A 23443-nucleotide genomic window follows, 5' to 3' on the forward strand; every position below is an offset into this window, starting at 1 on the left:
GTGATGCCGGGCGACAACCTGAAGTTCGAGGTCGAGCTGATCCAGCCGATCGCGATGGAAGAAAAACTCCGCTTCGCCATCCGCGAAGGCGGCCGCACCGTCGGCGCCGGCGTGGTCTCGAAGATCATCAAGTAATGTGCGGTTCGACGCAGGCGGGGCATGAGGCCCTGTCTGCCTCTCAACCTTAAGCCCGCAAGAGGCATGACAATGACTGGTCAAAATATCAGAATCCGGCTCAAGGCCTTCGATTTCCGCGTGCTGGATGCCAGCACCGCCGAGATTGTGAACACGGCCAAGCGCACGGGTGCCACGGTGCGCGGCCCGATTCCGCTGCCCAACAAGATCGAGAAATTCTGCGTTCTGCGCGGACCCCATATCGACAAGAAGTCGCGCGACCAGTGGGAGATTCGCACCCACAAGCGGCTTCTGGACATCGTCGACCCCACCCCGCAGACCGTGGACGCGCTGATGAAGCTCGACCTCGCTGCCGGTGTGGATGTCGAGATCAAGGTTTGAGGGGGGCGTGGCAATGTTGCGTTCTGGTGTAATCGCCAAGAAGCTGGGCATGACCCGGCTGTTCCTTGAGGACGGCAGGCAGGTTCCTGTGACCGTCCTTCAACTCGACAACCTGCAAGTGGTCGCGCAGCGCACCACCGAGCGTGACGGCTATACCGCCGTTCAGCTGGGTGCGGGCGTCGCCAAGGCCAAGCGCACCACCGCGGCGATGCGCGGCCATTTCGCGAAAGCGAACGTGGCACCCAAGCGCAAGATCGCGGAGTTCCGGGTGAGCCCGGAGAACCTGATCGAAGTCGGGGCCGAGATTTCCGCCGAGCACTATGCCGCAGGGCAGTTCGTGGACATCGCCGGTACCTCGATCGGCAAAGGTTTTCAGGGTGCGATGAAGCGGCACAACTTTGGTGGCTTGCGCGCCTCGCACGGGGTTTCGGTTTCGCACCGCTCGCACGGCTCGATCGGCCAGTGCCAGGACCCCGGCAAGGTGTTCAAGGGCAAGAAGATGGCTGGCCACATGGGTGCGGTGCGTGTGACCACGCAAAACATCCAGGTGGTGCGCACCGATGCCGACCGTGGCCTGATCATGGTCAAGGGTTCGGTTCCGGGCAACAAGGGCGGCTGGGTCACGATCAAGGACGCGGTGAAGAAACCGCTGCCGAAGGACCTGCCGCTGCCCGCCGCTTTGAAGGTGGCGGCGTCGGTCGAAGCCCAATCGACCGAAGGGGGTGAAGCATGAAACTCGATGTGATCAAGCTTGACGGCGGCAAGGCCGGCACGATCGATCTGGATGAGGCCCTGTTCGGGCTGGAGCCGCGCGCCGACATTCTGCACCGTGTCGTGCGTTGGCAGCGCGCGCGCGCGCAGGCTGGCACCCATTCGGTGCTGACCCGCGCCGAAGTGTCCTATTCGACCAAGAAGATCTATCGCCAGAAAGGCACCGGCGGCGCACGCCACGGGTCCAAGAAAGCCCCGATCTTCCGCCACGGCGGTGTTGTGAAGGGCCCGATCCCGCGCAGCCACGCACATGATCTGAACAAGAAGTTCCGTGCGCTTGGCCTCAAGCATGCGCTTTCGGCGAAAGCCGGTTCGGGCAACCTGATGGTGATCGACTCGATCGAGATGGCCGAAGGCAAGACCGCGGTGCTGGCGAAAGCCGCGCGCGAGCTTGGCTGGAAGCGCGTGCTGATCATCGACGGTGCCGAAGTCAACGAAAACTTCGCCCGCGCGGCGCGCAACATCGAAGGTATCGATGTGCTGCCGTCGATGGGTGCCAATGTCTACGACATCCTGCTGCGCGATCAACTGGTGATCACCAAGGCCGGTGTCGAAGCCCTGGAGGCTCGTCTGAAATGACCGCGAAACCCGAACATTACGACGTGATCCGCAAGCCGGTCATCACCGAAAAGGCTACCGCCGCATCAGAGCATGGCGCGGTGGTGTTTCAGGTGGCGATCGACGCCACCAAGCCGGTCATCAAGGAGGCCGTCGAGGCGCTCTTTGGGGTGAAGGTGAAGGCGGTCAATACCGTTGTCACCAAAGGCAAGGTGAAGAAATTCCGTGGCCGCCCCGGCGTGCGGAACGACGTGAAAAAGGCCTATGTGACCCTTGAAGAGGGGAACACTATCGACGTCTCTACGGGGCTTTGATAGAAGGCGACGAATCTCGCGGCCCCGGGTTCCGGGGCCGCGGATCATTTTGACGACGGGCACCCCTGCCCATACGGAAACGGACCCTTTGGTCCAAAGCAACGGAAGACAGAAAGCATGGCACTCAAGTCGTATAATCCGACTACGCCAGGCCAGCGCGGGCTGGTTCTGATCGACCGTTCGGAGCTTTGGAAAGGTCGCCCGGTCAAGACACTCACGCAGGGTCTTACCAAGACGGGCGGCCGGAACAATACCGGGCGGATCACGATGTGGCACAAGGGTGGCGGCGCCAAGCGCCTCTACCGGATCGTCGATTTCAAGCGCACCAAGTTCGACATGGCCGCTGTTGTCGAGCGGATCGAGTATGACCCGAACCGTACCGCCTTCATCGCACTGGTGAAATACGAAGACGGCGAGCAGACCTATATCCTCGCGCCGCAGCGCCTGGCTGTGGGCGACAGCGTTATCGCCGGTGCCAAGACCGACGTGAAACCCGGCAACGCGATGCCGTTTTCGGGGATGCCGATCGGCACCATCGTGCACAACGTCGAGCTGAAGCCCGGCAAGGGTGGCCAGATGGCGCGGGCGGCGGGCACCTATGCCCAGTTCGTCGGCCGTGATGGCGGCTATGCACAGGTCCGGCTTTCATCCGGCGAATTGCGCATGGTTCGTCAGGAATGCATGGCCACGGTGGGCGCGGTGTCGAATGCCGACCACTCGAACCAGAACCTCGGCAAAGCCGGTCGCCGCCGCCACATGGGCATTCGCCCGACGGTGCGCGGCGTTGCAATGAACCCGATCGATCACCCGCATGGCGGCGGCGAAGGCCGCACCTCTGGTGGCCGTCACCCGGTCACCCCGTGGGGCAAGGGCACCAAGGGCACCAAGACCCGCAGCAACAAGGCAACCGACAAATACATCGTCCGTTCGCGCAACGCCAAGAAGGGTCGCTAATCCATGGCACGTTCTGTTTGGAAGGGCCCCTTCGTTGACGCCTACCTGCTGAAGAAAGCAGAAAAGGCGCGCGGCACGGGCAAAGCTGAAGTCATCAAGATCTGGTCGCGCCGCTCGACCATTCTGCCGCAGTTCGTTGGCCTGACTTTTGGCGTTTACAACGGCAGGAAGCACATCCCGGTGAACGTCACCGAGGAAATGATCGGCCAGAAGTTCGGTGAATATTCGCCGACGCGCACCTACTACGGCCATGCCGCCGACAAGAAAGCGAAGAGGAAATAACCGTCATGGGTAAGGAAAAAAATCCGCGCCGCGTGGCGGACAACGAAGCGCTGGCGAAAGCCAAGATGCTGAAGACCTCGCCGCAGAAGCTCAACCTCGTGGCCGAGCTGATCCGTGGCAAAAAAGTCGAGAAGGCTCTGGCCGACCTGACCTTTTCGAAAAAGCGGGTGTCGGACGACGTGAAGAAATGCCTTCAGTCGGCCATCGCCAATGCCGAAAACAACCACGGGCTGGATGTTGACAGCCTGATCGTCGCCGAGGCCTGGGTGGGCAAGAACATCACCCTCAAACGTGGTCGCCCGCGCGCCCGGGGCCGTTTCGGCAAGATCATGAAACCGTTTGCGGAAATTACCATCAAGGTCCGTCAGATCGAGGCCACCACTGCCGGGGAGCAAGCGTAATGGGTCAGAAGGTCAATCCGATCGGCATGCGCCTGCAGGTCAACCGCACCTGGGACAGCCGCTGGTTCGCCGAATCCAAGGACTACGGCAACCTGTTGCTGGAAGACCTGAAGATGCGCGACTTCATCCGTGAAGACGCGAAACTTGCCGGCATCAGCAAGGTCATCATCGAACGCCCGCACAAGAAGTGCCGCGTCACCATTCATGCGGCGCGCCCCGGTGTCATCATCGGCAAGAAAGGTGCAGACATCGAGACGCTGCGCAAGAAGCTGGCGAACCTCACCAAGTCGGAACTGCACCTCAACATCGTTGAAGTGCGCAAGCCCGAGCTTGATGCGCAGCTGGTGGCCGAATCGATCACCCAGCAGCTTGAACGCCGGGTTTCGTTCCGTCGCGCGATGAAGCGCGCGGTGCAGAACGCGATGCGCATGGGTGCGCTTGGTATTCGGGTGAACGTCGGTGGTCGCCTTGGCGGCGCTGAAATCGCGCGGGTGGAGTGGTATCGTGAAGGTCGGGTGCCGCTGCACACGCTGCGCGCCGACATCGACTATGCGCTCAGCGAGGCGGAAACCGCCTATGGCATCATCGGTGTCAAGGTCTGGATCTTCAAAGGCGAGATCATGGAACACGACCCGCAAGCGCATGACCGTCGTGCAAGCGAAGCCCAGGAAGGCCCTGCGCCCCGTGGCCCGCGCCGCGACGCCCGGTGAGGAGAAAATAGATGCTGCAACCTAAACGGACGAAGTTCCGCAAACAGCACAAGGGCCGCATTCACGGCGAAGCCAAAGGCGGCTTCCTCCTGAACTTCGGTTCCTTCGCCCTGAAAGCGACCGAACCCGAGCGCGTCACCGCGCGGCAGATCGAAGCGGCCCGCCGCGCGATCACCCGCCACATGAAACGTCAGGGCCGGGTCTGGATCCGGATATTCCCCGATGTTCCGGTCTCGTCGAAACCCGTCGAAGTGCGGATGGGCAAGGGCAAGGGCGCGACGGACTACTGGGCAGCCAAGGTCAAGCCCGGCCGGATCATGTTCGAGATTGACGGCGTGGTCGAAACCGTGGCAAGGGAGGCTCTCCGTCTTGGGGCCAACAAGCTGCCGGTGATGACCCGCATCGTGGCCCGCGAAGACTGGTAAGATTTTGGCTCGAACCCCCGGCAGCCGCCGGGGGTTTGGGTTTTTCGTTGAAACCCACCAGGCACAGGGTAACCCGCAATGGGGCCCTCTGGTGAAATGGAAAGGTTGCGGCGCATGAACGCCCAGGAACTGAAAGCAAAGACGCCTGACCAGCTCCGCGATGAGCTGCTGGCGCTGAAGAAGGAGGCGTTCAATTTGCGCTTCCGTCAGGCCACCGGCCAACTTGAAGACACCTCGCGCATGCGCCTCGTGCGCCGTGACGTGGCGCGTATCAAGACGGTGCTGAACCAGAAAGCCGCTGAAGCGGCAGCGAACTGAGGAGAGACCCATGCCCAAACGTATCCTGCAAGGCGTCGTCACCTCGGACAAGAACGAGCAGACCATCACGGTTCTGGTCGAACGCCGCTTCAAGCACCCGCTGCTGCTCAAGACCGTGCGCAAATCGAAGAAATACCGCGCGCATGACGCGCTGAACCAGTTCAAGGAAGGCGACACCGTCCGGATTCAGGAATGTGCGCCGATCTCGAAAACGAAACGTTGGACGGTGGTAACTGAAGCGCAAGCCTAAGTCCTCCTTCCAGCTTTGAACGAAACCCTGGGGCCCCCTTGAAACGGGAACGTCCCCACAGGTCGGGAGAAACCAAATGATCCAGATGCAGACCAATCTGGATGTAGCTGACAACTCCGGCGCTCGCCGGGTTCAGTGCATCAAGGTTCTGGGTGGCTCGCATCGCCGCTATGCTTCGGTGGGCGACATCATCGTGGTGTCGGTCAAGGAAGCGATTCCAAAAGGCCGTGTGAAAAAGGGCGACGTGCGCAAGGCCGTCGTCGTGCGCACCGCCAAGGAAGTTCGCCGTGAAGACGGCACCGCCATCCGTTTTGACCGCAATGCCGCCGTCATCCTGAACAACCAGGGCGAACCGGTCGGCACGCGCATCTTCGGGCCGGTGGTGCGCGAGCTGCGCGCCAAGAACTTCATGAAGATCATCTCGCTTGCGCCGGAGGTGCTGTGATGGCTGCCAAGCTGAAAAAAGGCGACAAGGTCGTCGTGCTTACCGGCAAGGACAAGGGTCGTCGGGGCGAAATCTCGTCGGTCAATCCGACCGAGAACAAGGCCGTGGTTGATGGCGTGAACATGGCGATTCGCCACACCCGCCAGACCCAGACCGAACAGGGCGGCCGCGTGCAGAAAGCCATGCCGATCGACCTGTCGAACCTTGCGATTCTGGACAAGAACGGCAAGGCGACCCGCGTCGGTTTCCGCATCGAAGGCGAGAAAAAGGTGCGTTACGCCAAAACCACCGGGGAGGCGATCTGATGCTCGACCAAGCCACCTATACCCCGCGTCTGAAAGCCTATTACAAGGCGACCATTCGCGCCGCGCTGAAAGAGCAGTTCGGCTTCACCAACGTCATGCAGATTCCGCGCCTCGACAAGATCGTGCTGAACATGGGCGTCGGCGAAGCGGTCAAGGACACCAAGAAGGTGAAGCAGGCCGCCGAAGAGCTGACCCTGATCGCTGGCCAGAAGGCGGTGATCACCAAGGCCAAGAAATCGGTTGCCGCCTTCCGCGTCCGCGAGGAAATGCCGCTGGGCTGCAAGGTCACGCTGCGTGGCGACCGGATGTATGAATTCCTCGATCGTCTGATCACGGTTGCCCTGCCCCGCGTCCGCGACTTTCGCGGCATCAAGGGCAGTTCGTTCGACGGCCGCGGCAACTTTGCCATGGGCCTGAAAGAACACATCGTGTTCCCCGAAATCGACTTCGACAAGGTCGATGAGGTTCTGGGGATGGACATCATCATCTGCACCACCGCGAGCAAAGACGCGGAAGCGAAGGCGCTGTTGAAAGCTTTCAACATGCCCTTCAACAGCTGATCGCGGAGGAACAGGAACAATGGCCAAGAAATCCATGATTGAACGCGAGCTGAAGCGCGCCAAACTTGTGAAGCAGCATGCTTCCAAGCGGGCCGCGCTCAAGGCTGTCGTCGAAGACCAGGCCCGCCCGATGGAAGACCGCTTCAAGGCGTCTCTGAAGTTGGCGGCTCTGCCCCGCAATTCATCCGCCACCCGGCTGCACAACCGCTGCCAGCTGACGGGCCGCCCGCATGCGTATTATCGCAAGCTCAAACTTTCGCGGATCATGCTGCGTGACCTGGCCCAGTTCGGCCAGATCCCCGGCATGGTCAAGTCGAGCTGGTAAGGAGATCGCGACATGTCGATGAACGATCCTCTCGGCGATATGCTGACCCGTATCCGCAACGCGCAAATGCGCGGCAAATCCACCGTGGCGACGCCGGCTTCCAAGCTGCGCGCCTGGGTGCTGGATGTGCTGGTGGGCGAAGGCTATATCCGTGGCTATGAAAAAACGACCGGAGCCGATGGCCACCCGGAAATCGTAATCTCGCTGAAGTACTTCGAAGGCACCCCCGTGATCCGCGAACTCAAGCGCGTGTCCAAACCGGGTCGCCGCGTGTATGCCTCCGTCAAGGATATTCCCTCGGTCCGCAATGGCCTTGGGCTGTCCATCGTCTCCACACCCAAGGGTGTGATGTCGGACGCGGCCGCACGCACCGCCAATGTTGGCGGCGAAGTTCTTTGCACCGTGTTCTGAGGAGGGCAAGATGTCTCGGATTGGGAAAAAACCGGTCGGGCTGCCCAACGGCGTCAGCGCCACGGTGAGCGGGCAGACGGTGGAAGTGAAGGGGCCGAAAGGCACCCGGAGCTTTACCGCAACCGACGATGTGACGATCACGCTCGAAGGCAGCGAAATCGTCGTGAAGCCGCGCGGCACCTCAAAGCGTGCGCGCCAGCAGTGGGGCATGGTCCGGTCGATGGTGGAAAACCTGACCATCGGCGTAACCACCGGCTTCAAGAAGGAAATGGAAATCCTGGGCGTGGGTTACCGCGCCGCGATGGCGGGCAACGTGCTCAAGCTGTCGCTGGGTTACAGCCATGAAGTCAACTTCGAGGTTCCGGCGGGCGTAACCGTCGTGACCCCGAAACAAACCGAAATCGTTGTGGAAGGCATTGATCAGCAGCTTGTTGGTCAAGTCGCCGCGAACATCCGCGAGTGGCGCCAGCCCGAGCCCTACAAGGGCAAGGGCATCCGCTACAAGGGCGAGTTCATCTTCCGCAAGGAAGGCAAGAAGAAGTAAAGGGGCGAGAGAAATGGCAAACACCAAACGAGAGCTGTTCCTCAAGCGCCGTCTGCGCGTGCGGAACAAATTGCGGGCGATGGCCAACGGGCGTGCGCGCTTGTCGGTGCATCGTTCGAACAAGAATATCAGCGTGCAGCTGATCGACGATGCGCGTGGCGTCACGCTTGCTGCCGCCTCGACCCTGGAAAAAGACCTGGGTCTGGTGGGCAAGAACACCGTCGAAGCCGCCGCGAAAATCGGCGCGGCAATTGCCGAACGTGCAAAAAAGGCTGGGGTCGAAGAATGCTACTTCGATCGCGGCGGTTTCCTCTTTCACGGCAAGATCAAGGCTTTGGCCGATGCTGCCCGTGAAGGCGGCCTGAAGTTCTGAGGAGTTGAAATATGGCAGAACGTGAAAACCGCCGGGACCGCGCCCCGCGTGAAGAGAACCCCGAATTTGCCGACCGTCTGGTCGCTATCAACCGGGTGTCGAAAACCGTGAAGGGCGGCAAGCGCTTCGGCTTTGCAGCCCTCGTGGTGGTCGGCGACCAGCGCGGTCGCGTCGGCTTCGGCAAGGGCAAGGCGAAAGAAGTGCCCGAGGCGATCCGCAAGGCGACCGAGCAGGCGAAACGCAGCCTTGTGCGCATTTCGCTGCGCGATGGCCGCACGCTGCACCACGATGTCGAGGGCCGTCATGGTGCCGGCAAGGTGGTGATGCGCACCGCCGTTGCAGGTACCGGTATCATCGCCGGTGGCCCGATGCGCGCGGTGTTCGAGATGCTCGGCGTGCAGGATGTGGTCGCCAAGTCGATCGGTTCGCAGAACCCCTACAACATGATCCGCGCCACGATGGACGGTCTTGCCAAGGAATCCAGCCCCCGCCAGATCGCGCAGCGTCGCGGCAAGAAGGTGGCCGAGATCCTGCGCAGGCCCGAAGCCGAAGTCGCGGAAGCATAAGGAGCAATGACAATGGCCAAGAAAACCATCGTCGTGGAGCAATATGCTTCGGCGGCCCGCCGCCCCGACGTGCAGCGCCGTACCCTGATCGGGCTCGGGCTCAACAAGATCCGCCGCACCCGCGAGCTGGAAGATACGCCCTCGGTGCGCGGCATGGTGAACGCCATTCCGCATCTTGTGCGGATCATCGAGACGCGCGGCTGAGGCTTGCATAGCTGAACAAAAGCGCCCCGGTCGCAAGGCCGGGGCGCTTTGCTTTTGTCGGGCAGTTCGGCAGGCATGCACTGCCTGCAAGGCGGGCCTTCCTGATCAGCTCTGGTCGCTGCACCGCAGCAGGACTATCTCGACAGCAACGAGATCGAGCGATCGGAGTAGAACATGCCCGCCGTCCAACGCCAGACCAGCCTGATGCACGAGGTTGCCCGCTTCCTCCAAGGGCTGGGCAACGCGATCAGGAACGTGCTGCCTGCCGAGCCGGTTCCCTACTGGACCGACTATCTGCACCAAGAGCGGAACAAGCACCAATAAGCCCTACGGCAAAGTGATCGAAGCGCCCTGGCCATGATGGCGGGGCGCTTTTTGCTTTTCTTGCCTCGGGTTTGTTGCTGCCCGCGCGGCCCACCCAGCAGCGTGCTTGCATAGCAGCGTGTCAGCGTTTATACGCCCGCGGGTGGCCCTGCACGGGTGCCACGAGAAGCAACAAGAAATGCCGTGTTTGCCCCATCCGTCGCAGGTAGGGCAGTTCCGGCCAAGGAGATGCGACATGAAACTGCATGAACTTTCCGATAACGCCGGCGCAGCGAAAAAGCAAAAGCGTGTGGCGCGTGGTCCCGGCTCGGGCAAGGGCAAAACCGCCGGCCGCGGCATCAAGGGCCAGAAATCGCGTTCTGGCGTGGCGATTGGCGGCTATGAAGGCGGCCAGATGCCGCTTTACCGCCGCCTGCCGAAGCGCGGCTTCAACAAGCCGAACCAGAAGCATTATGCTGTGGTCAACCTCGGGCTGATCCAGAAATTCATCGACGCGGGCAAGCTAGATGCCAAAGCCGAAATCACCGGCGAGGTCATGGTGGCATCCGGCATGGTGCGCCGCGTGCTTGATGGCGTGCGGGTGCTTGCCAAGGGCGAGATCACCTCGGCGGTCAATCTCAACGTCGCGGGCGCATCGAAAGCTGCAATCGAGGCGGTGGAGAAGCTTGGCGGCAAGCTGACCGTGGCGGCGACAGCGGCGGCGGCGGAATAGCAGTTGTAGGCAGCGCTTGCGCCGCTTACATAGCAACCAGTTTTCCAGGCACCGCCGACCGGAGGACGGTTCGGCGGTGCTTTCATGAAAGAGACCGGGCATGGCATCTGCTGCAGAGCAAATGGCGGCGAACCTTAGCTGGGGCGCCTTGGGTAAGGCGACCGAGCTTCGCCAACGTATCTTCTTCACCTTGGGGCTGCTGATCGTTTACCGGCTTGGAACCTATATTCCGGTGCCCGGCATCGATGCGGTGGCGCTGCGCCAGTTCATGGAAGAAGCTGCGTCGGGCATTGGCGGCATCCTGTCGATGTTCACCGGCGGCGCGCTGGGGCGGATGGGCGTATTCGCGCTCGGCATCATGCCCTATATTTCGGCCTCGATCATCGTGCAGCTGCTGACCTCGATGGTGCCCGCGCTTGAGCAACTGAAGAAAGAGGGTGAGGCGGGTCGCAAGAAGATCAACCAATACACCCGCTACGGAACCGTTCTGCTGGCGCTGTTTCAGGCATGGGCACTGGCAGTCAGCCTTGAGGCGGGCGAGCTGGCGCAAGACCCGGGGCTGTTCTTCAAGCTCGCCGTCGTCATCACGCTGGTTGGCGGCACCATGTTCCTGATGTGGCTGGGCGAGCAGATTACAGCGCGCGGCATCGGCAATGGTATCTCGCTGATCATCTTTGTCGGCATCGTGGCCGAAATTCCGCGCGCGCTGGCGCAGTTTTTCAGCCAGGGCCGCTCGGGTGCCGTTTCCACCCCGGTCATTCTGGGCGTGATGGTGATGGTCGTGGTGGTGATCGGCTTTGTGGTGTTCATGGAGCGGGCGCAGCGCAAGATTCACATCCAGTATCCGCGCCGTCAGGTCGGCATGAAGGTCTATGACGGTGGCTCGTCGCATCTGCCGGTCAAGGTCAACCCGGCCGGCGTGATTCCGGCGATTTTCGCCAGCTCTCTGCTGCTGCTGCCGACCACGATCTCGACCTTTTCGGGGGCACAGACAGGGCCGATCATGTCAACGATTCTGGCATATTTTGGCCCCGGCCAGCCGCTTTACCTTTTGTTCTTCACCGCGATGATCGTGTTCTTCACCTATTTCTATACCGCCAACGTTGCCTTCAAATCGGACGACGTGGCCGACAATCTGAAGAACCAGGGCGGTTTCATTCCCGGCATCCGGCCCGGCAAGAAGACCGAGGATTATCTTGACTATGTGGTGGCGCGGATTCTGGTGCTCGGCTCGGCCTATCTGGCTGCGGTCTGCCTGCTGCCCGAAATTCTGCGTTCACAGCTTTCGATACCGTTCTACTTTGGCGGAACCTCGCTGCTGATCGTGGTCAGCGTGACGATGGACACGATCAATCAGGTCCAGTCGCATCTGCTGGCGCATCAATACGAAGGGCTGATCGAGAAATCGCAACTTCGCGGCAAAAAGCGCACCGGCCCGAAAAAACCGCCGTCGCGTCGCTGAGTGCCGGGGGTCAAAATGGTCAACATAATTCTGCTCGGGCCACCCGGCGCGGGCAAGGGTACACAGGCGCGGCTGCTGGTTGAGCGTCGCAACATGGTGCAGCTTTCGACCGGTGACATGCTGCGCGACGCCAAGGCATCGGGCAGCCCGATGGGGCGGCGCGTCGCCGAGGTGATGGACCGGGGCGAACTCGTCTCTGACGAGATCGTGATCGGGCTGATCGGCGAAAAGCTGGCAGCGGGCGGCGGCGGCTACATTTTCGATGGCTTCCCGCGCACCTTGGCGCAGGCCGACGCGCTGGCGCGTCTGTTGGAGCGTGTCGGTCAACGGCTGAGCGCGGTGATCGAGATGCGGGTGGATGATGCGGCGCTGCTGGCGCGCATTACCGGCCGCTACACCTGCGGCAACTGCGGCGAAGTGTACCACGATGTTACGCGACCTACGGCCGTGCCGGGTGTCTGCGATGTCTGCGGTTCAACCGATCTGCGCCGCCGCGCCGACGATACCGAAGAAAGCCTGAAACAGCGGCTGCTGGAATATTACAAGAAAACCTCGCCGCTTGTCGGGTACTACTACGCGACGGGCGATCTGGTCACGGTTGATGGCCTGGGCGAGATCGAGGCGGTCGCTGCCAAGATTGCGGCGGTGCTTGAAGGCCAGGGAGACTGACTGAAGGCCTTGACGCCGCCTGGATAAGCCTTTACTGCACAGCGTCCGGCCGAGGAATCGTTCCAGCTTCGGCACCCGACGGACAAGCGGAGCATCAGCGGCCCGAAGGCGGTGCTTTCGGGCTTTCGGTTGTGAAAAAAGGTTCTGGCATGACGGAACCGCAACAAAAGGAAAACACGTTTGGCACGTATTGCTGGCGTCAACATTCCGACGGGGAAGCGCGTCCCCATCGCATTGACCTATATCACGGGCATTGGCCCCTACATCGCGGAACAGATCTGCGCCTCCGTGGGTATCGACCGCGCCCGCCGCGTCAACCAGCTTTCGGATACTGAAGTACTGGCGATCCGCGAGTACATCGATGCGAATCTGACCGTTGAAGGCGACCTGCGCCGCGAAGTCACCATGAACATCAAGCGGGCGATGGACCTCGGTTCCTACCGCGGCCTGCGCCACCGCCGCAACCTGCCCGTGCGCGGCCAGCGCACCCACACGAACGCTCGCACCCGCAAGGGCCCCGCGAAGGCGATCGCCGGTAAGAAGAAATAAGGGGAGGGTTCGCAGATGGCTCGTGACAAGACCCGCGTGAAGCGGAAAGAGCGCAAGAACATCGCCTCGGGCGTTGCGCATGTGAACTCGTCGTTCAACAACACCAAGATCCTGATCTCCGATGTGCAAGGCAACGCGATTGCCTGGTCGTCGTCGGGCACCATGGGCTTCAAGGGGTCGCGCAAATCGACCCCCTATGCCGCCCAGATGGCTGCCGAAGATGCTGGCAAGAAGGCGCAGGAACACGGCGTGAAAACGCTTGAGGTCGAAGTGCAGGGCCCCGGTTCGGGCCGCGAAAGCGCGCTGCGCGCACTGGCCGCGGTGGGGCTGAACATCACCTCTATTCGTGACGTGACGCCGATTGCGCACAACGGTTGCCGCCCGCCCAAACGTCGTCGGGTGTAACGATATTCTTCCGGCCCCCGCCGCGCGCTTCCCGCGCGGCCGGGGCCATTCGCATTTAACCTCGGGCGTGCCGGACTTAGGGACATGGGTCTGGGACAAGTATGGAGGCGGAACGCATGATCCACAAGAATTGGGCTGAGCTGATCAAGCCGCAGCAACTCATCGTCAAGATCGGCAACGACCCGGCGCGGCAAGCCACGGTGATCGCCGAGCCGCTGGAGCGTGGCTTCGGGCTGACGCTTGGCAACGCGCTGCGCCGGATCCTGATGTCGTCGCTGCAAGGCGCTGCGATCACCTCGATCCAGATCGACAACGTGCTGCACGAGTTTTCGAGCGTGGCGGGCGTGCGCGAGGATGTCACCGATATCGTTTTGAACCTCAAGGGTGTCAGCCTGAAGATGGATGTCGAAGGGCCGAAGCGGCTGTCGATTTCCGCCAAGGGACCCGGCATTGTTACCGCAGGTGACATTTCCGAATCGAGCGGCATCGAAGTGCTCAACAAGGAGCACGTCGTCTGCCACCTTGATGACGGTGCCGACCTGTTCATCGAACTTACGGTGAATACCGGCAAGGGCTATGTGGCGGCCGACAAGAACCGGCCGGAAGATGCGCCAATTGGCCTGATCCCGATCGACGCGATCTATTCGCCGGTGAAAAAGGTCAGCTATGAAGTGCAGCCCACCCGCGAGGGCCAGGTGCTCGACTATGACAAGCTGACCATGAAGGTTGAAACCGATGGCAGCCTGACCCCGGAAGATGCCGTCGCCTATGCCGCGCGCATTCTGCAAGACCAACTGTCGATCTTCGTCAACTTCGATGAACCCGAATCGGCCTCGAAAGCGGACGCCGAGGACGGGCTGGAGTTCAATCCTCTCCTGCTCAAGAAGGTTGACGAGCTGGAGCTGAGCGTGCGTTCGGCCAACTGCCTGAAGAACGACAATATCGTTTATATCGGCGATCTGATCCAGAAGACCGAAGCCGAAATGCTGCGCACCCCGAACTTTGGCCGCAAATCCTTGAACGAGATCAAGGAAGTGCTGTCGGGCATGGGGCTGCACCTCGGCATGGAAGTGGAAGACTGGCCGCCGGAAAACATCGAAGATCTGGCCAAGCGATTCGAAGACCAGTTCTGAGGTTCGCGGGGTCGGGTTACCGGCCCCGCAAAATGCCCGGATCTGCCGGGGAAGACTGGGCGTGAAGCCCCAAGGTGAGCGGCCCATGCGAGGGCTGCCGGACAATGCAAAATAGGTTAGGAGAACCAAAATGAACCACGGAGCCGGCTACCGCCGCCTGAACCGCACCCACGAGCACCGCAAGGCGCTTTTTGCCAACATGGCCGGGTCACTGATCGAGCACGAGCAGATCAAGACTACGCTTCCGAAAGCCAAGGAACTGCGCCCGATCATCGAAAAGCTGATCACGCTTGCCAAACGCGGTGATCTGCATGCCCGCCGCCAGGCGGGCTCGCAGCTCAAGCAAGATCAGTATGTCACCAAGCTGTTTGACATTCTCGGGCCGCGCTACAAGGACCGTGCCGGTGGCTATGTGCGCGTGCTCAAAGCGGGCTTTCGCTATGGCGACATGGCCCCCATGGCGATCATCGAATTTGTGGATCGCGATCCGGCGGCAAAAGGGGCCGCCGACATCGCGCGCAACGAGGCAGAAAACGCCTGAGTCGCGCCGCGCCGAAGTTTTTCTGAAACCCCGCCCTCCAGGCGGGGTTTTTTCTTTCAGGGGTCAGCTTGCGGCGGGGGGTGCAGCGACAGATCGTCGCCCACGCGCGCCAGAAATTCTTCGACAATCTGTGCAAACTCGCTGTCGTCCAGCTTTGTCGTTGCCGCTGCCTCCAGCAAATCCGCACGAAGACGCTCGGGCAGAAGCGCCAGTCGGGCATTGATAACAGCGTCTGGTTCGGTCATTTCGGCACCGCTGCGCGCACTACAACCCACTCACTTTAAGGTTGACGATATTCCTGGCAACTTGTCTAAAAAGACATGACTACTCATTCTGGAATCGATCTGGAACTGCGCAAACTGGGGCGACTTGCCCCACAAGGCTTCTATATCGGTCTGCATATTCGCTTTACCTCGCCGCTGATGTCTTTCCAGACCTACAATCCGACGTGGGTCAACCATTACACGGAAAACGGCTATGTGCTGCGCGACCCGATGACAGCCTGGGGGTTTTCTACCACCGGCACCATCCGCTGGAGCGACAAGCGGCTGATAGACCCGTTCGGACTTTTCAAGGAAGCCGCGACCTACGGCCTGAAATATGGGGTGACGGTCGCCTGTGGGCCGATCCGGTCGCGAACAGTGTGCAGCTTCGCCCGCGATGACCGGGAATTCACCGATGAGGAGATCGCGGTGATTTCGGCCATTGTGCACAAGCTGCACGACATGACCGAACCCCCGGAAAAGCTTACGAGTGCCCAAGTCGAGGCGCTCAAATGTATTGCGGGGGGCGACCGTCACGCTGCGGCGGCCGCAAAGCTGGGAATCTCGGAAAGCGCGCTCAAGGCACGGCTCACCTCTGCTCGGGACCGGCTGATGGCGCGTACGACGGCCGAGGCAATTCAGCGGGCCAAAGATTACCGACTGCTCTGATTACCCGCCTTCCGCAAGGTTACGACTCTACCACAAACCCTTGTAGGAGGCTGCCATGCGAACGACTACACTTTCCTTTGAGAACCTGCACAACCACGGCGAGCTTTTCGCCAATATGCTTCGCGCTCGGCGTGAGCTTTTCATCGTCCACAACAAGTGGAACCTGCCCGAGGCGCTGGGCATGGAATATGACCAGTACGACACACCTGCCAGCCGCTGGGTGGTGGTGCATGACGAACTGGGCAGGGTGTTGGCTGGCAATCGCCTGACCCCCACCACCGCCAAATGCGGCATCTATACCTACATGATCCGCGATGCGCAGCGCGGGCTTCTGGATACGATTCCGGCAGAGCTGCTTTATGACGAAGCACCGGTGTCCGAGACTGTATGGGAAAGCTCGCGCCTGTTCGTGTCGCACCATGTGCCGCTTGCCGAAAGGCGCAAGGTGCATGCCAAGCTGGTGGCCGATCTCGGCTCGGCGGCGCGGCAGGTGGGTGCGAAAACCTGCCTCACCCTGCTGAATGCGAACTGGCCGCTCTGGGCTGGTCGCGTCGGGGTGAACATGTCGCCGATGGGTCCGGTCATGGTCATCGACGGTGTGCGCAATCAGGTGGTGGCGATGGACTTCTCGTCGAACCTGCACTGAATGCGGTGCCGAGCCGCCCCGCGCCGGGGCGGCTCGTCAAAGCGTGCTTTTGTCTGCCCCGTGGCAGGGGTAGGGTGGGTGCATGGCCGATCTGTTCGACACGCCCGACGCTACCGCGCAGCCGCAGGCCTCGCGCCCGCTGGCCGACCGTATTCGCCCGGCCACCCTGGCCGAGGTGATCGGTCAGGCGCATGTGCTCGGCCCCGAGGCACCCTTGGGCGCGATGCTGGTTGCGGGCTCGCTGTCGTCGCTTATTCTCTGGGGGCCGCCCGGGGTGGGTAAAACCACCATCGCGCGGCTTCTGGCTGATGCGACAAGTCTCAGCTTCGTGCAGATCAGCGCGATCTTTTCCGGCGTGCCCGAACTGCGCAAGGTGTTCGAGGCGGCGCGCTTGCGCCGCCAACAGGGGCGCGGAACCCTGTTGTTCGTTGACGAGATTCACCGCTTCAACAAGGCGCAGCAAGATGGCTTTCTGCCCTATATGGAAGATGGCACCATTGTGCTCGTGGGGGCCACCACCGAAAACCCTTCCTTCGAGCTGAACGCGGCGCTGCTTAGCCGCGCGCAGGTGGTGGTGCTGGAACGTCTGAGCCTTGCTGATCTGGAGCGGCTTGCGCAGCGGGCCGAGCAGGCGCTGGGGCAGGCGCTGCCGCTAACGGCGCAAGCCCGCGAGGCGCTGCTGGAGATGGCCGATGGCGACGGGCGCGCGCTGCTCAACCTGATCGAACAGCTTGCCGCGTGGAAGTTGCAAGCCGCGCTGGATACAGCGGCTCTTTCCAGCCGCCTAATGCGCCGCGCCGCGAAATACGACAAATCCGGCGACGAGCACTACAATCTCATTTCCGCGCTGCACAAATCCATCCGCGGGTCAGACCCGGATGCGGCGCTCTACTGGTTCGCGCGAATGCTGGAGGGGGGCGAAGACCCCCGTTTCCTTGCCCGCCGCCTGACCCGCATGGCGATCGAGGATATTGGCTTGGCCGAGCCCGCCGCGCAGGCGCAATGCCTGCACGCCTGGCAGGTCTATGAACGCCTCGGCAGCCCCGAGGGAGAGCTGGCGCTGGCGCAGGCGGTTATCTACCTTGCGCTCGCGCCGAAATCGAATGCGGGCTATGCCGCCTATGGTGCGGCGCGGGCGGAAGCACGGCGCACCGGGTCGGAGCCGCCGCCAAAGCACATCCTCAACGCGCCGACCAAGCTGATGAAGGACCAGGGCTTTGGCGCGGGCTACGCCTACGACCATGACGCAGAGGACGGCTTTTCCGGGCAGAACTACTTTCCCGAGGGGATGCGCCGCCCGCTGCTGTATCAACCCGTCGAGCGCGGCTTTGAACGCGAGCTGAAAAAGCGGCTTGAGTGGTTTGCCAAGCAGCGCGAAAAGCGCGGCGGTTGACTTTCGTCCAACGCGCGGCCAAGAGAGGCCGATGATCCAGGCCTTTCTCTCGGTGGCCCTCGGCGGGGCCTTGGGTGCTTCAGCGCGCTACCTTGTCAACATCTCGTTGCCGAGGTTCTTGGGGCATGGTTTTCCCTATGCGACGCTGACCGTAAACGTTGTCGGCAGCCTGCTCATGGGGGTGCTCGTGGTGGTGCTGGCCGAGAAATCCGGCAACCGCTATGCGCCGTTTCTGATGACCGGGGTGCTTGGCAGTTTCACCACCTTCTCGGCCTTCTCGCTTGATGCGCTGACCATCTGGGAACGCGGGCAGGGCGCGCTTGCGGCGGCCTATGTGACGGGCTCGGTCGTGCTGTCGCTGGCGGGCATCGTGGCAGGCATGGCGCTGGCGCGGGGTTGGTTTGCATGATCGGCGTGCAAATGATCCGGGTGGCCGAGGGCGAGGGCGAGCAGCGGCTTGACCGCTGGCTGAAGCGGCGCTTTGCACAGCTCAATCAGGGCACTGTCGAAAAGCTTTGCCGCACCGGGCAGATCCGTGTCGATGGCGGCCGTGTCAAGGCCGCCACGCATGTCTTGCCGGGGCAGGAGGTGCGGGTGCCACCCTTGCCCGAGGCCGCGCCCGAGGCACCTGCGGCCCCGGCCCGCAATTCACGCATCACCGAGGCCGACGAGCGGATGATCGAGGCAGCGGTGCTGTGGCGCGATGAGCACATCATAGCGCTGAACAAGCCACCGGGCCTGCCAAGCCAGGGCGGATCGGGCCAGGGCGAACGCCATGTGGACGGGCTGACCGAGGCGCTCAAGTTCGGTTACAAGGATCGCCCCAAACTGGTGCACAGGCTCGACAAGGATACTTCGGGCGTGCTTCTGCTTGCCCGCACCGACCGCGTCGCCCGCGCGCTTTCCGAGGCGTTCCGCGAGCGCGACACCCGCAAGATCTACTGGGCGATCGTGGCGGGTGTGCCAAGCCCACGCAAGGGCACGGTGCGCTTTGGTCTGGTGAAGGCGGCGGGGCGAGGTGGCGAAGAAAAGATGCTCTGCATCCACCCGGGCAAGGTGGCCGAAACCGAAGGCGCAAAACGCGCCACCACCGATTTCGCCGTGCTTGAAGCGCTGGGCAGCCGCGCCGCCTGGGTGGCGCTGGTTCCGGTCACCGGGCGCACGCACCAGTTGCGCGCGCATATGGCCGAGATCGGGCACCCGATCATTGGCGATGGCAAATATGGCGGGTCCGGGCAGGAAAACCTTGGCGATGGCTGGGGTGCGCAACTGGGTGGAGACATCAGCCGCAAGCTGCATCTGCACGCACGCTCGATCAGCTTTACCCATCCGATCACCAAAAAGGTGATGACACTGGTGGCCCCGCTGCCCGAGCATATGGCGCGCAGCTGGAAAACGCTCGGCTGGAGCGAGGGCGATGTGCCCGCCGACCCGTTCGAGGACGAGGCATGAGGCCGCGCCTAGCGGTGTTCGACATTGACGGCACCTTGTCGGACAGCCAGCACCACATTCACGCAGCCATGCAGCAGGCTTTCGAGGCGCAGGGTCTTGGCGCGCCCGATCTGGCCGCGGTGCGCCAGATAGTCGGGTTGTCGCTGCCCATCGCGGTCGCGCGGCTGGCACCCGGGGCCGATGTGGGCCTCGTTGCGGATATCGTGCAGGGCTACAAGCAAAGCTACTTTTGGGCGCGCTCGGCCGAACCGGCACCGCTTTTCGCCGGTGCCGCAGACATGTTGCAGCGACTTGCGGCGCGGGGTGACATTCGGCTTGGCATCGCCACCGGCAAATCGCGGCGGGGTCTTGACGCGCTGCTGGCGCATTTCGACCTTGGGTCGATCTTCGTCACCAGACAGGTTTCAGACAACCATCCATCGAAGCCGCACCCGGCGATGCTGCTTGCCGCGCTTGCCGAGACCGGTGTTGCCGCCGATGACGCGGTGATGATCGGCGATACCACATTCGATATCGAAATGGCCCGCGCCGCAGGGGTGCGGGGTATTGGCGTGCGCTGGGGCTACCACGAGGCCGAACAACTTGCAGCGGCGGGCGCGGCGCGACTGGTGGCAGATTTCGCCGCACTTGAAGCGGTGCTGGACGAGCTTCTGGGGCAGGCATGAGCGGCTGGAAGGCAAAGCGGTTCTGGAAAGCGGCAACGGTGACCGAGGCCGCAGGCGGCTATGGCGTTGCGCTTGATGGCCGACCGGTCAGAACCCCCGCGAAAGCGCTGCTCGCGGTGCCGACCGAAGCGCTTGCTGCGGCAATCGCCGCCGAATGGGACGCGCAGTCGGGCCTGATCGACCCACGCACAATGCCGATGACCCGAAGCGCCAATGCCGCCATCGACAAGATCATGCCGCAACGGGCCGAAGTTGCCGCGCTGCTGGCCGACTACGGCGGCACCGATCTGCTCTGCTATCGTGCCGCCACGCCTGCCAACCTGCGCGCGCGGCAGAATGCGGCATGGCAGCCGCTGCTCGACTGGGCCGAAACCCGCTTTGGCGCGCGCCTCGTTGTGACCGAGGGCGTACAGCCGGTGCCGCAAGACCCGGCGGCGCTGGCGCGTCTTGCGGCGCAGGTGGTGGCGATGGACCCGTTCGAGCTGGCCGCGCTTCACGATCTGGTGGCGATTACCGGCAGCCTTGTTCTGGGTCTCGCGGTGACCGACGCGCAGATCAGCGCCGATGCAGCATGGCAGCTTTCGCGGGTTGATGAGGATTGGCAGATATCCCAATGGGGCGCAGATGATGAGGCTACGGCGCAAGCGGCGCTGAAGCGCGCCGCCCTGCTTGGTGCCGAAAGCTTCTGGCACTTGGCTCATTTGCGCGCCTGAACCGGGGGTGGATTGCCGATCCTTGAGGCAGCGACAGATTTGCTCATCGCGCGCTAACATTTGCAGAGAATGTGCCCTTGACGCGCTCTTTCAAATTCGACCACACTCTCTGCACTTGGGTGCAAACCCAAACTCGAAGTCATGGCCGCAGGGCCGACACAACCGCCCTTCGCAATGGGCGGCAACACAGGAAGAGGTAAGGAATGAAGAAATCGGTTTTTTTTGGCACGCTGACCGCCGCCGGCCTGGTGGCTGGTTTTGCGGCCGCCGGCACGCTTGACGATGTCAAGGCGCGCGGCGAACTGAACTGTGGCGTGAACACCGGCCTCGTGGGTTTTGCCGCCCCCGATGCTAACGGCAATTGGTCCGGCTTTGACGTGGCGATCTGCAAAGCCGTCGCAGCAGCTGTGTTGGGCGACCCCAACAAGGTGAAATATGTGCCCACCTCGGGCCAGACCCGGTTTACCGCGCTCGCTTCGGGCGAGGTTGACGTGCTGGCGCGCAACTCGACCTGGACTTTCCTGCGCGACAACGACCTGAAGCTCGATTTCGTCGGTGTCAACTACTACGACGGTCAGGGTTTCATGGTTCCGAAGGCGCTGGGCGTTTCCTCGGCGAAAGAACTTGATGGCGCCACCATCTGCATTCAAACCGGCACCACGACCGAGCTGAACCTGGCCGACTTCTTCAAGGCCAACAACATGACCTACCAGCCGATCGCGATCGATTCGAACGCCGAAGGCGAGCAGCAGTATCTGGCTGGTGCCTGCGACGCCTACACCACCGACGCATCGGGCCTTGCGGCCACCCGCGCCGCCTTTGCCAGCCCTGGTGACCATATCATCCTGCCGGAAATCATCTCGAAAGAGCCGCTGGGGCCAGCAGTGCGCCACGGCGACAACCAGTGGGGCGATATCGTCCGCTGGACGCTGAACGCGCTGATCGCCGCCGAAGAATACGGCGTCACCTCGGCGAACCTGGAAGAACTTTCGAAGGGCAGCGCCAACCCGGAAATCGACCGTCTGCTTGGTACCGCGGGCGATCTCGGGCCGATGCTCGGGCTTGACAACCTCTGGGCCAAACGCGCGATCGCCGCGGGCGGCAACTACGGCGAAATCTTCGCCGCGACCATCGGAGAATCGACCCCGATCGCGCTTGCGCGCGGGTTGAACGCACAATGGACCCAGGGCGGGTTGCTCTACACCCCGCCGTTCCGTTGATCTGACCCGACCAGACGGGCGCGCGGAGCCAGCTTCGCGCGCCCTTTCTTCGACTGCAAAATCGAAAACCTGACAGCGTGGGGCAAAGACCCCGAAAACCGCGGCGAATGCCGTTAGCGCGTGTCAGACCAGGGGAACGTAGAATGGCCTTTGTTTCTGAACCGCCGAGGCAGGGCTTTCGGCTCAGCCAGCTTTTGTATGACACCCGCTATCGGTCGATGACCATTCAGGTCGTGGTGCTCATGATGTTCATGGCGGTGGCGGCATGGCTTGTTGACAATACGATCAACAACCTTGCCGACCGCGGCAAGGATTTCAACTTCAGCTTCCTCGGCGTCCGGTCAGGCTATGACATCGGCCAGCGATTGATCGCCTATGATTCCGACAGCACCCATGCCCGCGCCATGCTGGTGGGGCTGCTCAATACCCTGCTGGTTTCGTTCCTCGGTTGCATCGTCGCCACGTTGATCGGCGTGTTTGTTGGTGTGCTTCGGCTTTCCAAGAACTGGCTCGTGTCGCGGCTGATGACCCTTTACGTCGAAATCTTCCGCAACATTCCGCTGCTGCTGTGGATCCTCATCATCTTTGCGGCTTTCACCGAAATTGCACCGCTGCCCAATGCCTTCAAGGAGGGCGGCGGGGCTTCGCTGCTGCTGTTCGATTCGGTTGCAATCACCAACCGTTACACGGCGGTGCCGGACCCGCTTTTCTCGCGGAGCCTCGGGAATATCGACATTGGCATTTTCCTGATTTCCGCCGACCTTCTGGCCATCGTCGCGGCAGTGGCGGCAGGATGGTATGTCAACCGGCTGGTGCTGCGCCGCGCGACCGTGGTGCAAAACGCCACTGGTGTGCGACCGGTAACCTGGTGGAAGACGCTCGCGCTTTGGACCCTGCCCGGCATTCTCACGCTCGCCGCGCTTGGCTTCCATCTGGGTCTTCCGACGCTCAAGGGTTTCAACTTCACCGGCGGCATCAACGTGACCAACTCCTTGATGGCGCTGTGGCTGGCGCTGTCGCTTTACACCGGTGCCTTCATCGCCGAGATCGTGCGCGCCGGGGTCATGGCGGTGTCGCATGGCCAGACCGAGGCGGCCTATGCGCTGGGGCTGCGACCGGGGCGCACCATGAGCCTTGTCATTCTGCCCCAGGCGCTCAGGGTCATCATTCCGCCGCTGATCTCGCAGTTTCTCAACCTGACCAAGAACTCGTCGCTGGCGATTGCCACCGGCTATCTTGATCTGCGCGGTACGCTCGGGGGGATCACGCTCAACCAGACCGGACGCGAGTTGGAGACGGTGCTCCTGATGATGCTCATCTACCTTGTGCTGAGCCTGATGATCTCGGGCGCGATGAACGTTTACAACGCTTCCGTCAAACTGAAGGAGCGCTGAG

38 protein-coding genes and 1 pseudogene are annotated in these 23443 nt (G+C 62.1%); 38 read left to right on the forward strand and 1 reads right to left on the reverse strand.

Translation table 11 applies throughout. From position 1 onward, the window contains the following. From tuf to rplQ, 29 genes and pseudogenes are all read left to right on the forward strand, one after another. Window positions 1–135: pseudogene (tuf, locus tag Q8J98_RS08135) on the forward strand (elongation factor Tu); the annotation flags it as partial. Window positions 136–207: 72 nt separating this feature from the next. Then, window positions 208–516 (forward strand): 30S ribosomal protein S10, encoded by a 309-nt coding sequence (rpsJ, locus tag Q8J98_RS08140; RefSeq protein ID WP_305184236.1) that lies wholly within the window; start codon window positions 208–210, stop codon window positions 514–516. A gap of 16 nt (window positions 517–532) precedes the next feature. Next, a complete protein-coding gene (rplC, locus tag Q8J98_RS08145; protein ID WP_305184331.1) occupies window positions 533–1249 on the forward strand; it encodes a 50S ribosomal protein L3 in 717 nt (238 codons plus the stop codon). Then, the gene (gene rplD / locus Q8J98_RS08150; RefSeq protein ID WP_305184237.1) at window positions 1246–1866 is read left to right on the forward strand and encodes a 50S ribosomal protein L4; all 621 of its coding nucleotides are present in this window, start codon (window positions 1246–1248) and stop codon (window positions 1864–1866) included. The genes rplC and rplD overlap by 4 nt, the downstream gene beginning before the upstream one ends. Further along, window positions 1863–2159: a 50S ribosomal protein L23 gene (locus Q8J98_RS08155; protein ID WP_305184238.1), complete on the forward strand. Its 297-nt coding sequence runs from the start codon at window positions 1863–1865 to the stop codon at window positions 2157–2159. The genes rplD and Q8J98_RS08155 overlap by 4 nt, the downstream gene beginning before the upstream one ends. Window positions 2160–2276: 117 nt before the next feature. After that, complete coding sequence (gene rplB / locus Q8J98_RS08160) at window positions 2277–3113, forward strand: 50S ribosomal protein L2 (RefSeq protein WP_305184239.1); 837 nt, start codon at window positions 2277–2279, stop codon at window positions 3111–3113. Between the two features lie 3 nt (window positions 3114–3116). Beyond that, complete coding sequence (gene rpsS, locus Q8J98_RS08165; protein WP_305184240.1) at window positions 3117–3395, forward strand: 30S ribosomal protein S19; 279 nt, start codon at window positions 3117–3119, stop codon at window positions 3393–3395. A 5-nt stretch (window positions 3396–3400) separates the two neighbouring features. Continuing rightward, window positions 3401–3796 (forward strand): 50S ribosomal protein L22, encoded by a 396-nt coding sequence (gene rplV / locus Q8J98_RS08170; protein WP_305184241.1) that lies wholly within the window; start codon window positions 3401–3403, stop codon window positions 3794–3796. Continuing rightward, window positions 3796–4506 (forward strand): 30S ribosomal protein S3, encoded by a 711-nt coding sequence (gene rpsC, locus Q8J98_RS08175; RefSeq protein ID WP_305184242.1) that lies wholly within the window; start codon window positions 3796–3798, stop codon window positions 4504–4506. The genes rplV and rpsC overlap by 1 nt, the downstream gene beginning before the upstream one ends. A gap of 11 nt (window positions 4507–4517) precedes the next feature. Further along, complete coding sequence (gene rplP / locus Q8J98_RS08180; RefSeq protein WP_305184243.1) at window positions 4518–4931, forward strand: 50S ribosomal protein L16; 414 nt, start codon at window positions 4518–4520, stop codon at window positions 4929–4931. 114 nt (window positions 4932–5045) lie between these two features. Then, on the forward strand, window positions 5046–5249 hold the full coding sequence (gene rpmC / locus Q8J98_RS08185) for a 50S ribosomal protein L29 (RefSeq protein WP_305184244.1): 204 nt from the start codon (window positions 5046–5048) through the stop codon (window positions 5247–5249). Window positions 5250–5259: 10 nt separating this feature from the next. After that, window positions 5260–5499 (forward strand): 30S ribosomal protein S17, encoded by a 240-nt coding sequence (rpsQ, locus tag Q8J98_RS08190; protein WP_305184245.1) that lies wholly within the window; start codon window positions 5260–5262, stop codon window positions 5497–5499. A 76-nt stretch (window positions 5500–5575) separates the two neighbouring features. Continuing rightward, window positions 5576–5944, forward strand: a complete 369-nt coding sequence (rplN, locus tag Q8J98_RS08195) for a 50S ribosomal protein L14 (protein WP_013066055.1) — start codon at window positions 5576–5578, stop codon at window positions 5942–5944. After that, complete coding sequence (gene rplX / locus Q8J98_RS08200; RefSeq protein ID WP_305293926.1) at window positions 5944–6249, forward strand: 50S ribosomal protein L24; 306 nt, start codon at window positions 5944–5946, stop codon at window positions 6247–6249. The genes rplN and rplX overlap by 1 nt, the downstream gene beginning before the upstream one ends. Further along, a complete protein-coding gene (gene rplE, locus Q8J98_RS08205; protein WP_305184247.1) occupies window positions 6249–6809 on the forward strand; it encodes a 50S ribosomal protein L5 in 561 nt (186 codons plus the stop codon). Before rplX ends, rplE begins: the two co-directional genes overlap by 1 nt. A 19-nt stretch (window positions 6810–6828) precedes the next feature. Next, window positions 6829–7134, forward strand: coding sequence for a 30S ribosomal protein S14 (gene rpsN, locus Q8J98_RS08210; RefSeq protein ID WP_305184248.1), 306 nt, complete (start codon window positions 6829–6831; stop codon window positions 7132–7134). 12 nt (window positions 7135–7146) lie between these two features. Continuing rightward, window positions 7147–7545 (forward strand): 30S ribosomal protein S8, encoded by a 399-nt coding sequence (gene rpsH / locus Q8J98_RS08215; protein WP_305184249.1) that lies wholly within the window; start codon window positions 7147–7149, stop codon window positions 7543–7545. A gap of 10 nt (window positions 7546–7555) precedes the next feature. Continuing rightward, complete coding sequence (gene rplF / locus Q8J98_RS08220) at window positions 7556–8089, forward strand: 50S ribosomal protein L6 (RefSeq protein WP_305184250.1); 534 nt, start codon at window positions 7556–7558, stop codon at window positions 8087–8089. A 13-nt stretch (window positions 8090–8102) separates the two neighbouring features. After that, the gene (gene rplR / locus Q8J98_RS08225) at window positions 8103–8462 is read left to right on the forward strand and encodes a 50S ribosomal protein L18 (RefSeq protein ID WP_305184251.1); all 360 of its coding nucleotides are present in this window, start codon (window positions 8103–8105) and stop codon (window positions 8460–8462) included. A gap of 11 nt (window positions 8463–8473) precedes the next feature. Further along, a complete protein-coding gene (gene rpsE, locus Q8J98_RS08230) occupies window positions 8474–9028 on the forward strand; it encodes a 30S ribosomal protein S5 (protein WP_305184252.1) in 555 nt (184 codons plus the stop codon). 12 nt (window positions 9029–9040) lie between these two features. After that, window positions 9041–9232, forward strand: a complete 192-nt coding sequence (gene rpmD, locus Q8J98_RS08235) for a 50S ribosomal protein L30 (protein ID WP_305293927.1) — start codon at window positions 9041–9043, stop codon at window positions 9230–9232. 174 nt (window positions 9233–9406) lie between these two features. After that, complete coding sequence (locus Q8J98_RS08240) at window positions 9407–9556, forward strand: hypothetical protein (RefSeq protein WP_305293928.1); 150 nt, start codon at window positions 9407–9409, stop codon at window positions 9554–9556. Between the two features lie 235 nt (window positions 9557–9791). Further along, window positions 9792–10268, forward strand: coding sequence for a 50S ribosomal protein L15 (rplO, locus tag Q8J98_RS08245; RefSeq protein WP_305293929.1), 477 nt, complete (start codon window positions 9792–9794; stop codon window positions 10266–10268). 100 nt (window positions 10269–10368) lie between these two features. Further along, window positions 10369–11730: a preprotein translocase subunit SecY gene (secY, locus tag Q8J98_RS08250; RefSeq protein WP_305184256.1), complete on the forward strand. Its 1362-nt coding sequence runs from the start codon at window positions 10369–10371 to the stop codon at window positions 11728–11730. A 15-nt stretch (window positions 11731–11745) separates the two neighbouring features. Beyond that, on the forward strand, window positions 11746–12399 hold the full coding sequence (locus tag Q8J98_RS08255) for an adenylate kinase (RefSeq protein WP_305293930.1): 654 nt from the start codon (window positions 11746–11748) through the stop codon (window positions 12397–12399). A gap of 180 nt (window positions 12400–12579) precedes the next feature. After that, the gene (gene rpsM, locus Q8J98_RS08260; RefSeq protein WP_305184258.1) at window positions 12580–12948 is read left to right on the forward strand and encodes a 30S ribosomal protein S13; all 369 of its coding nucleotides are present in this window, start codon (window positions 12580–12582) and stop codon (window positions 12946–12948) included. 15 nt (window positions 12949–12963) lie between these two features. Continuing rightward, on the forward strand, window positions 12964–13353 hold the full coding sequence (gene rpsK / locus Q8J98_RS08265) for a 30S ribosomal protein S11 (protein WP_305184259.1): 390 nt from the start codon (window positions 12964–12966) through the stop codon (window positions 13351–13353). A gap of 116 nt (window positions 13354–13469) precedes the next feature. Next, on the forward strand, window positions 13470–14486 hold the full coding sequence (locus Q8J98_RS08270; RefSeq protein ID WP_305293931.1) for a DNA-directed RNA polymerase subunit alpha: 1017 nt from the start codon (window positions 13470–13472) through the stop codon (window positions 14484–14486). A 130-nt stretch (window positions 14487–14616) separates the two neighbouring features. Then, window positions 14617–15027 (forward strand): 50S ribosomal protein L17, encoded by a 411-nt coding sequence (rplQ, locus tag Q8J98_RS08275; protein ID WP_305184261.1) that lies wholly within the window; start codon window positions 14617–14619, stop codon window positions 15025–15027. A 56-nt stretch (window positions 15028–15083) separates the two neighbouring features. On the opposite strand, the gene Q8J98_RS08280 is transcribed toward rplQ, so the two are convergent. After that, a complete protein-coding gene (locus Q8J98_RS08280) occupies window positions 15084–15272 on the reverse strand; it encodes a hypothetical protein (protein WP_305293932.1) in 189 nt (62 codons plus the stop codon). A 75-nt stretch (window positions 15273–15347) separates the two neighbouring features. Between Q8J98_RS08280 and Q8J98_RS08285 the strand changes: the two genes are divergently transcribed. The 9 genes from Q8J98_RS08285 (at window position 15348) to Q8J98_RS08325 (ending at window position 23442) form a co-directional block, all read left to right on the forward strand. Further along, on the forward strand, window positions 15348–15959 hold the full coding sequence (locus Q8J98_RS08285; protein WP_305184263.1) for an autoinducer binding domain-containing protein: 612 nt from the start codon (window positions 15348–15350) through the stop codon (window positions 15957–15959). 55 nt (window positions 15960–16014) lie between these two features. Beyond that, window positions 16015–16605 carry an acyl-homoserine-lactone synthase gene (locus tag Q8J98_RS08290; protein WP_305184264.1) on the forward strand — a complete coding sequence of 197 codons (591 nt, stop codon included), beginning with the start codon at window positions 16015–16017 and terminating at the stop codon, window positions 16603–16605. Window positions 16606–16687: 82 nt separating this feature from the next. Next, entirely contained in the window at window positions 16688–17998 is a 1311-nt protein-coding gene (locus Q8J98_RS08295) for a replication-associated recombination protein A (RefSeq protein WP_305293933.1), read from the forward strand. Between the two features lie 31 nt (window positions 17999–18029). Next, window positions 18030–18407 (forward strand): fluoride efflux transporter CrcB, encoded by a 378-nt coding sequence (gene crcB, locus Q8J98_RS08300; RefSeq protein ID WP_305293934.1) that lies wholly within the window; start codon window positions 18030–18032, stop codon window positions 18405–18407. After that, on the forward strand, window positions 18404–19450 hold the full coding sequence (locus Q8J98_RS08305; RefSeq protein ID WP_305293935.1) for an RluA family pseudouridine synthase: 1047 nt from the start codon (window positions 18404–18406) through the stop codon (window positions 19448–19450). The genes crcB and Q8J98_RS08305 overlap by 4 nt, the downstream gene beginning before the upstream one ends. Next, window positions 19447–20115 (forward strand): HAD-IA family hydrolase, encoded by a 669-nt coding sequence (locus tag Q8J98_RS08310; protein WP_305293936.1) that lies wholly within the window; start codon window positions 19447–19449, stop codon window positions 20113–20115. The genes Q8J98_RS08305 and Q8J98_RS08310 overlap by 4 nt, the downstream gene beginning before the upstream one ends. After that, complete coding sequence (locus Q8J98_RS08315; protein WP_305293937.1) at window positions 20112–20828, forward strand: ATP12 family chaperone protein; 717 nt, start codon at window positions 20112–20114, stop codon at window positions 20826–20828. The genes Q8J98_RS08310 and Q8J98_RS08315 overlap by 4 nt, the downstream gene beginning before the upstream one ends. A 203-nt stretch (window positions 20829–21031) precedes the next feature. Further along, a complete protein-coding gene (locus Q8J98_RS08320; RefSeq protein WP_305293938.1) occupies window positions 21032–22048 on the forward strand; it encodes an amino acid ABC transporter substrate-binding protein in 1017 nt (338 codons plus the stop codon). 143 nt (window positions 22049–22191) lie between these two features. After that, window positions 22192–23442, forward strand: coding sequence for an amino acid ABC transporter permease (locus tag Q8J98_RS08325; protein ID WP_305293939.1), 1251 nt, complete (start codon window positions 22192–22194; stop codon window positions 23440–23442). Window position 23443: the final 1 nt, after the last annotated feature.

This window comes from Phaeovulum sp. (genome assembly GCF_030684035.1).
Lineage (GTDB): Bacteria > Pseudomonadota > Alphaproteobacteria > Rhodobacterales > Rhodobacteraceae > UBA6213.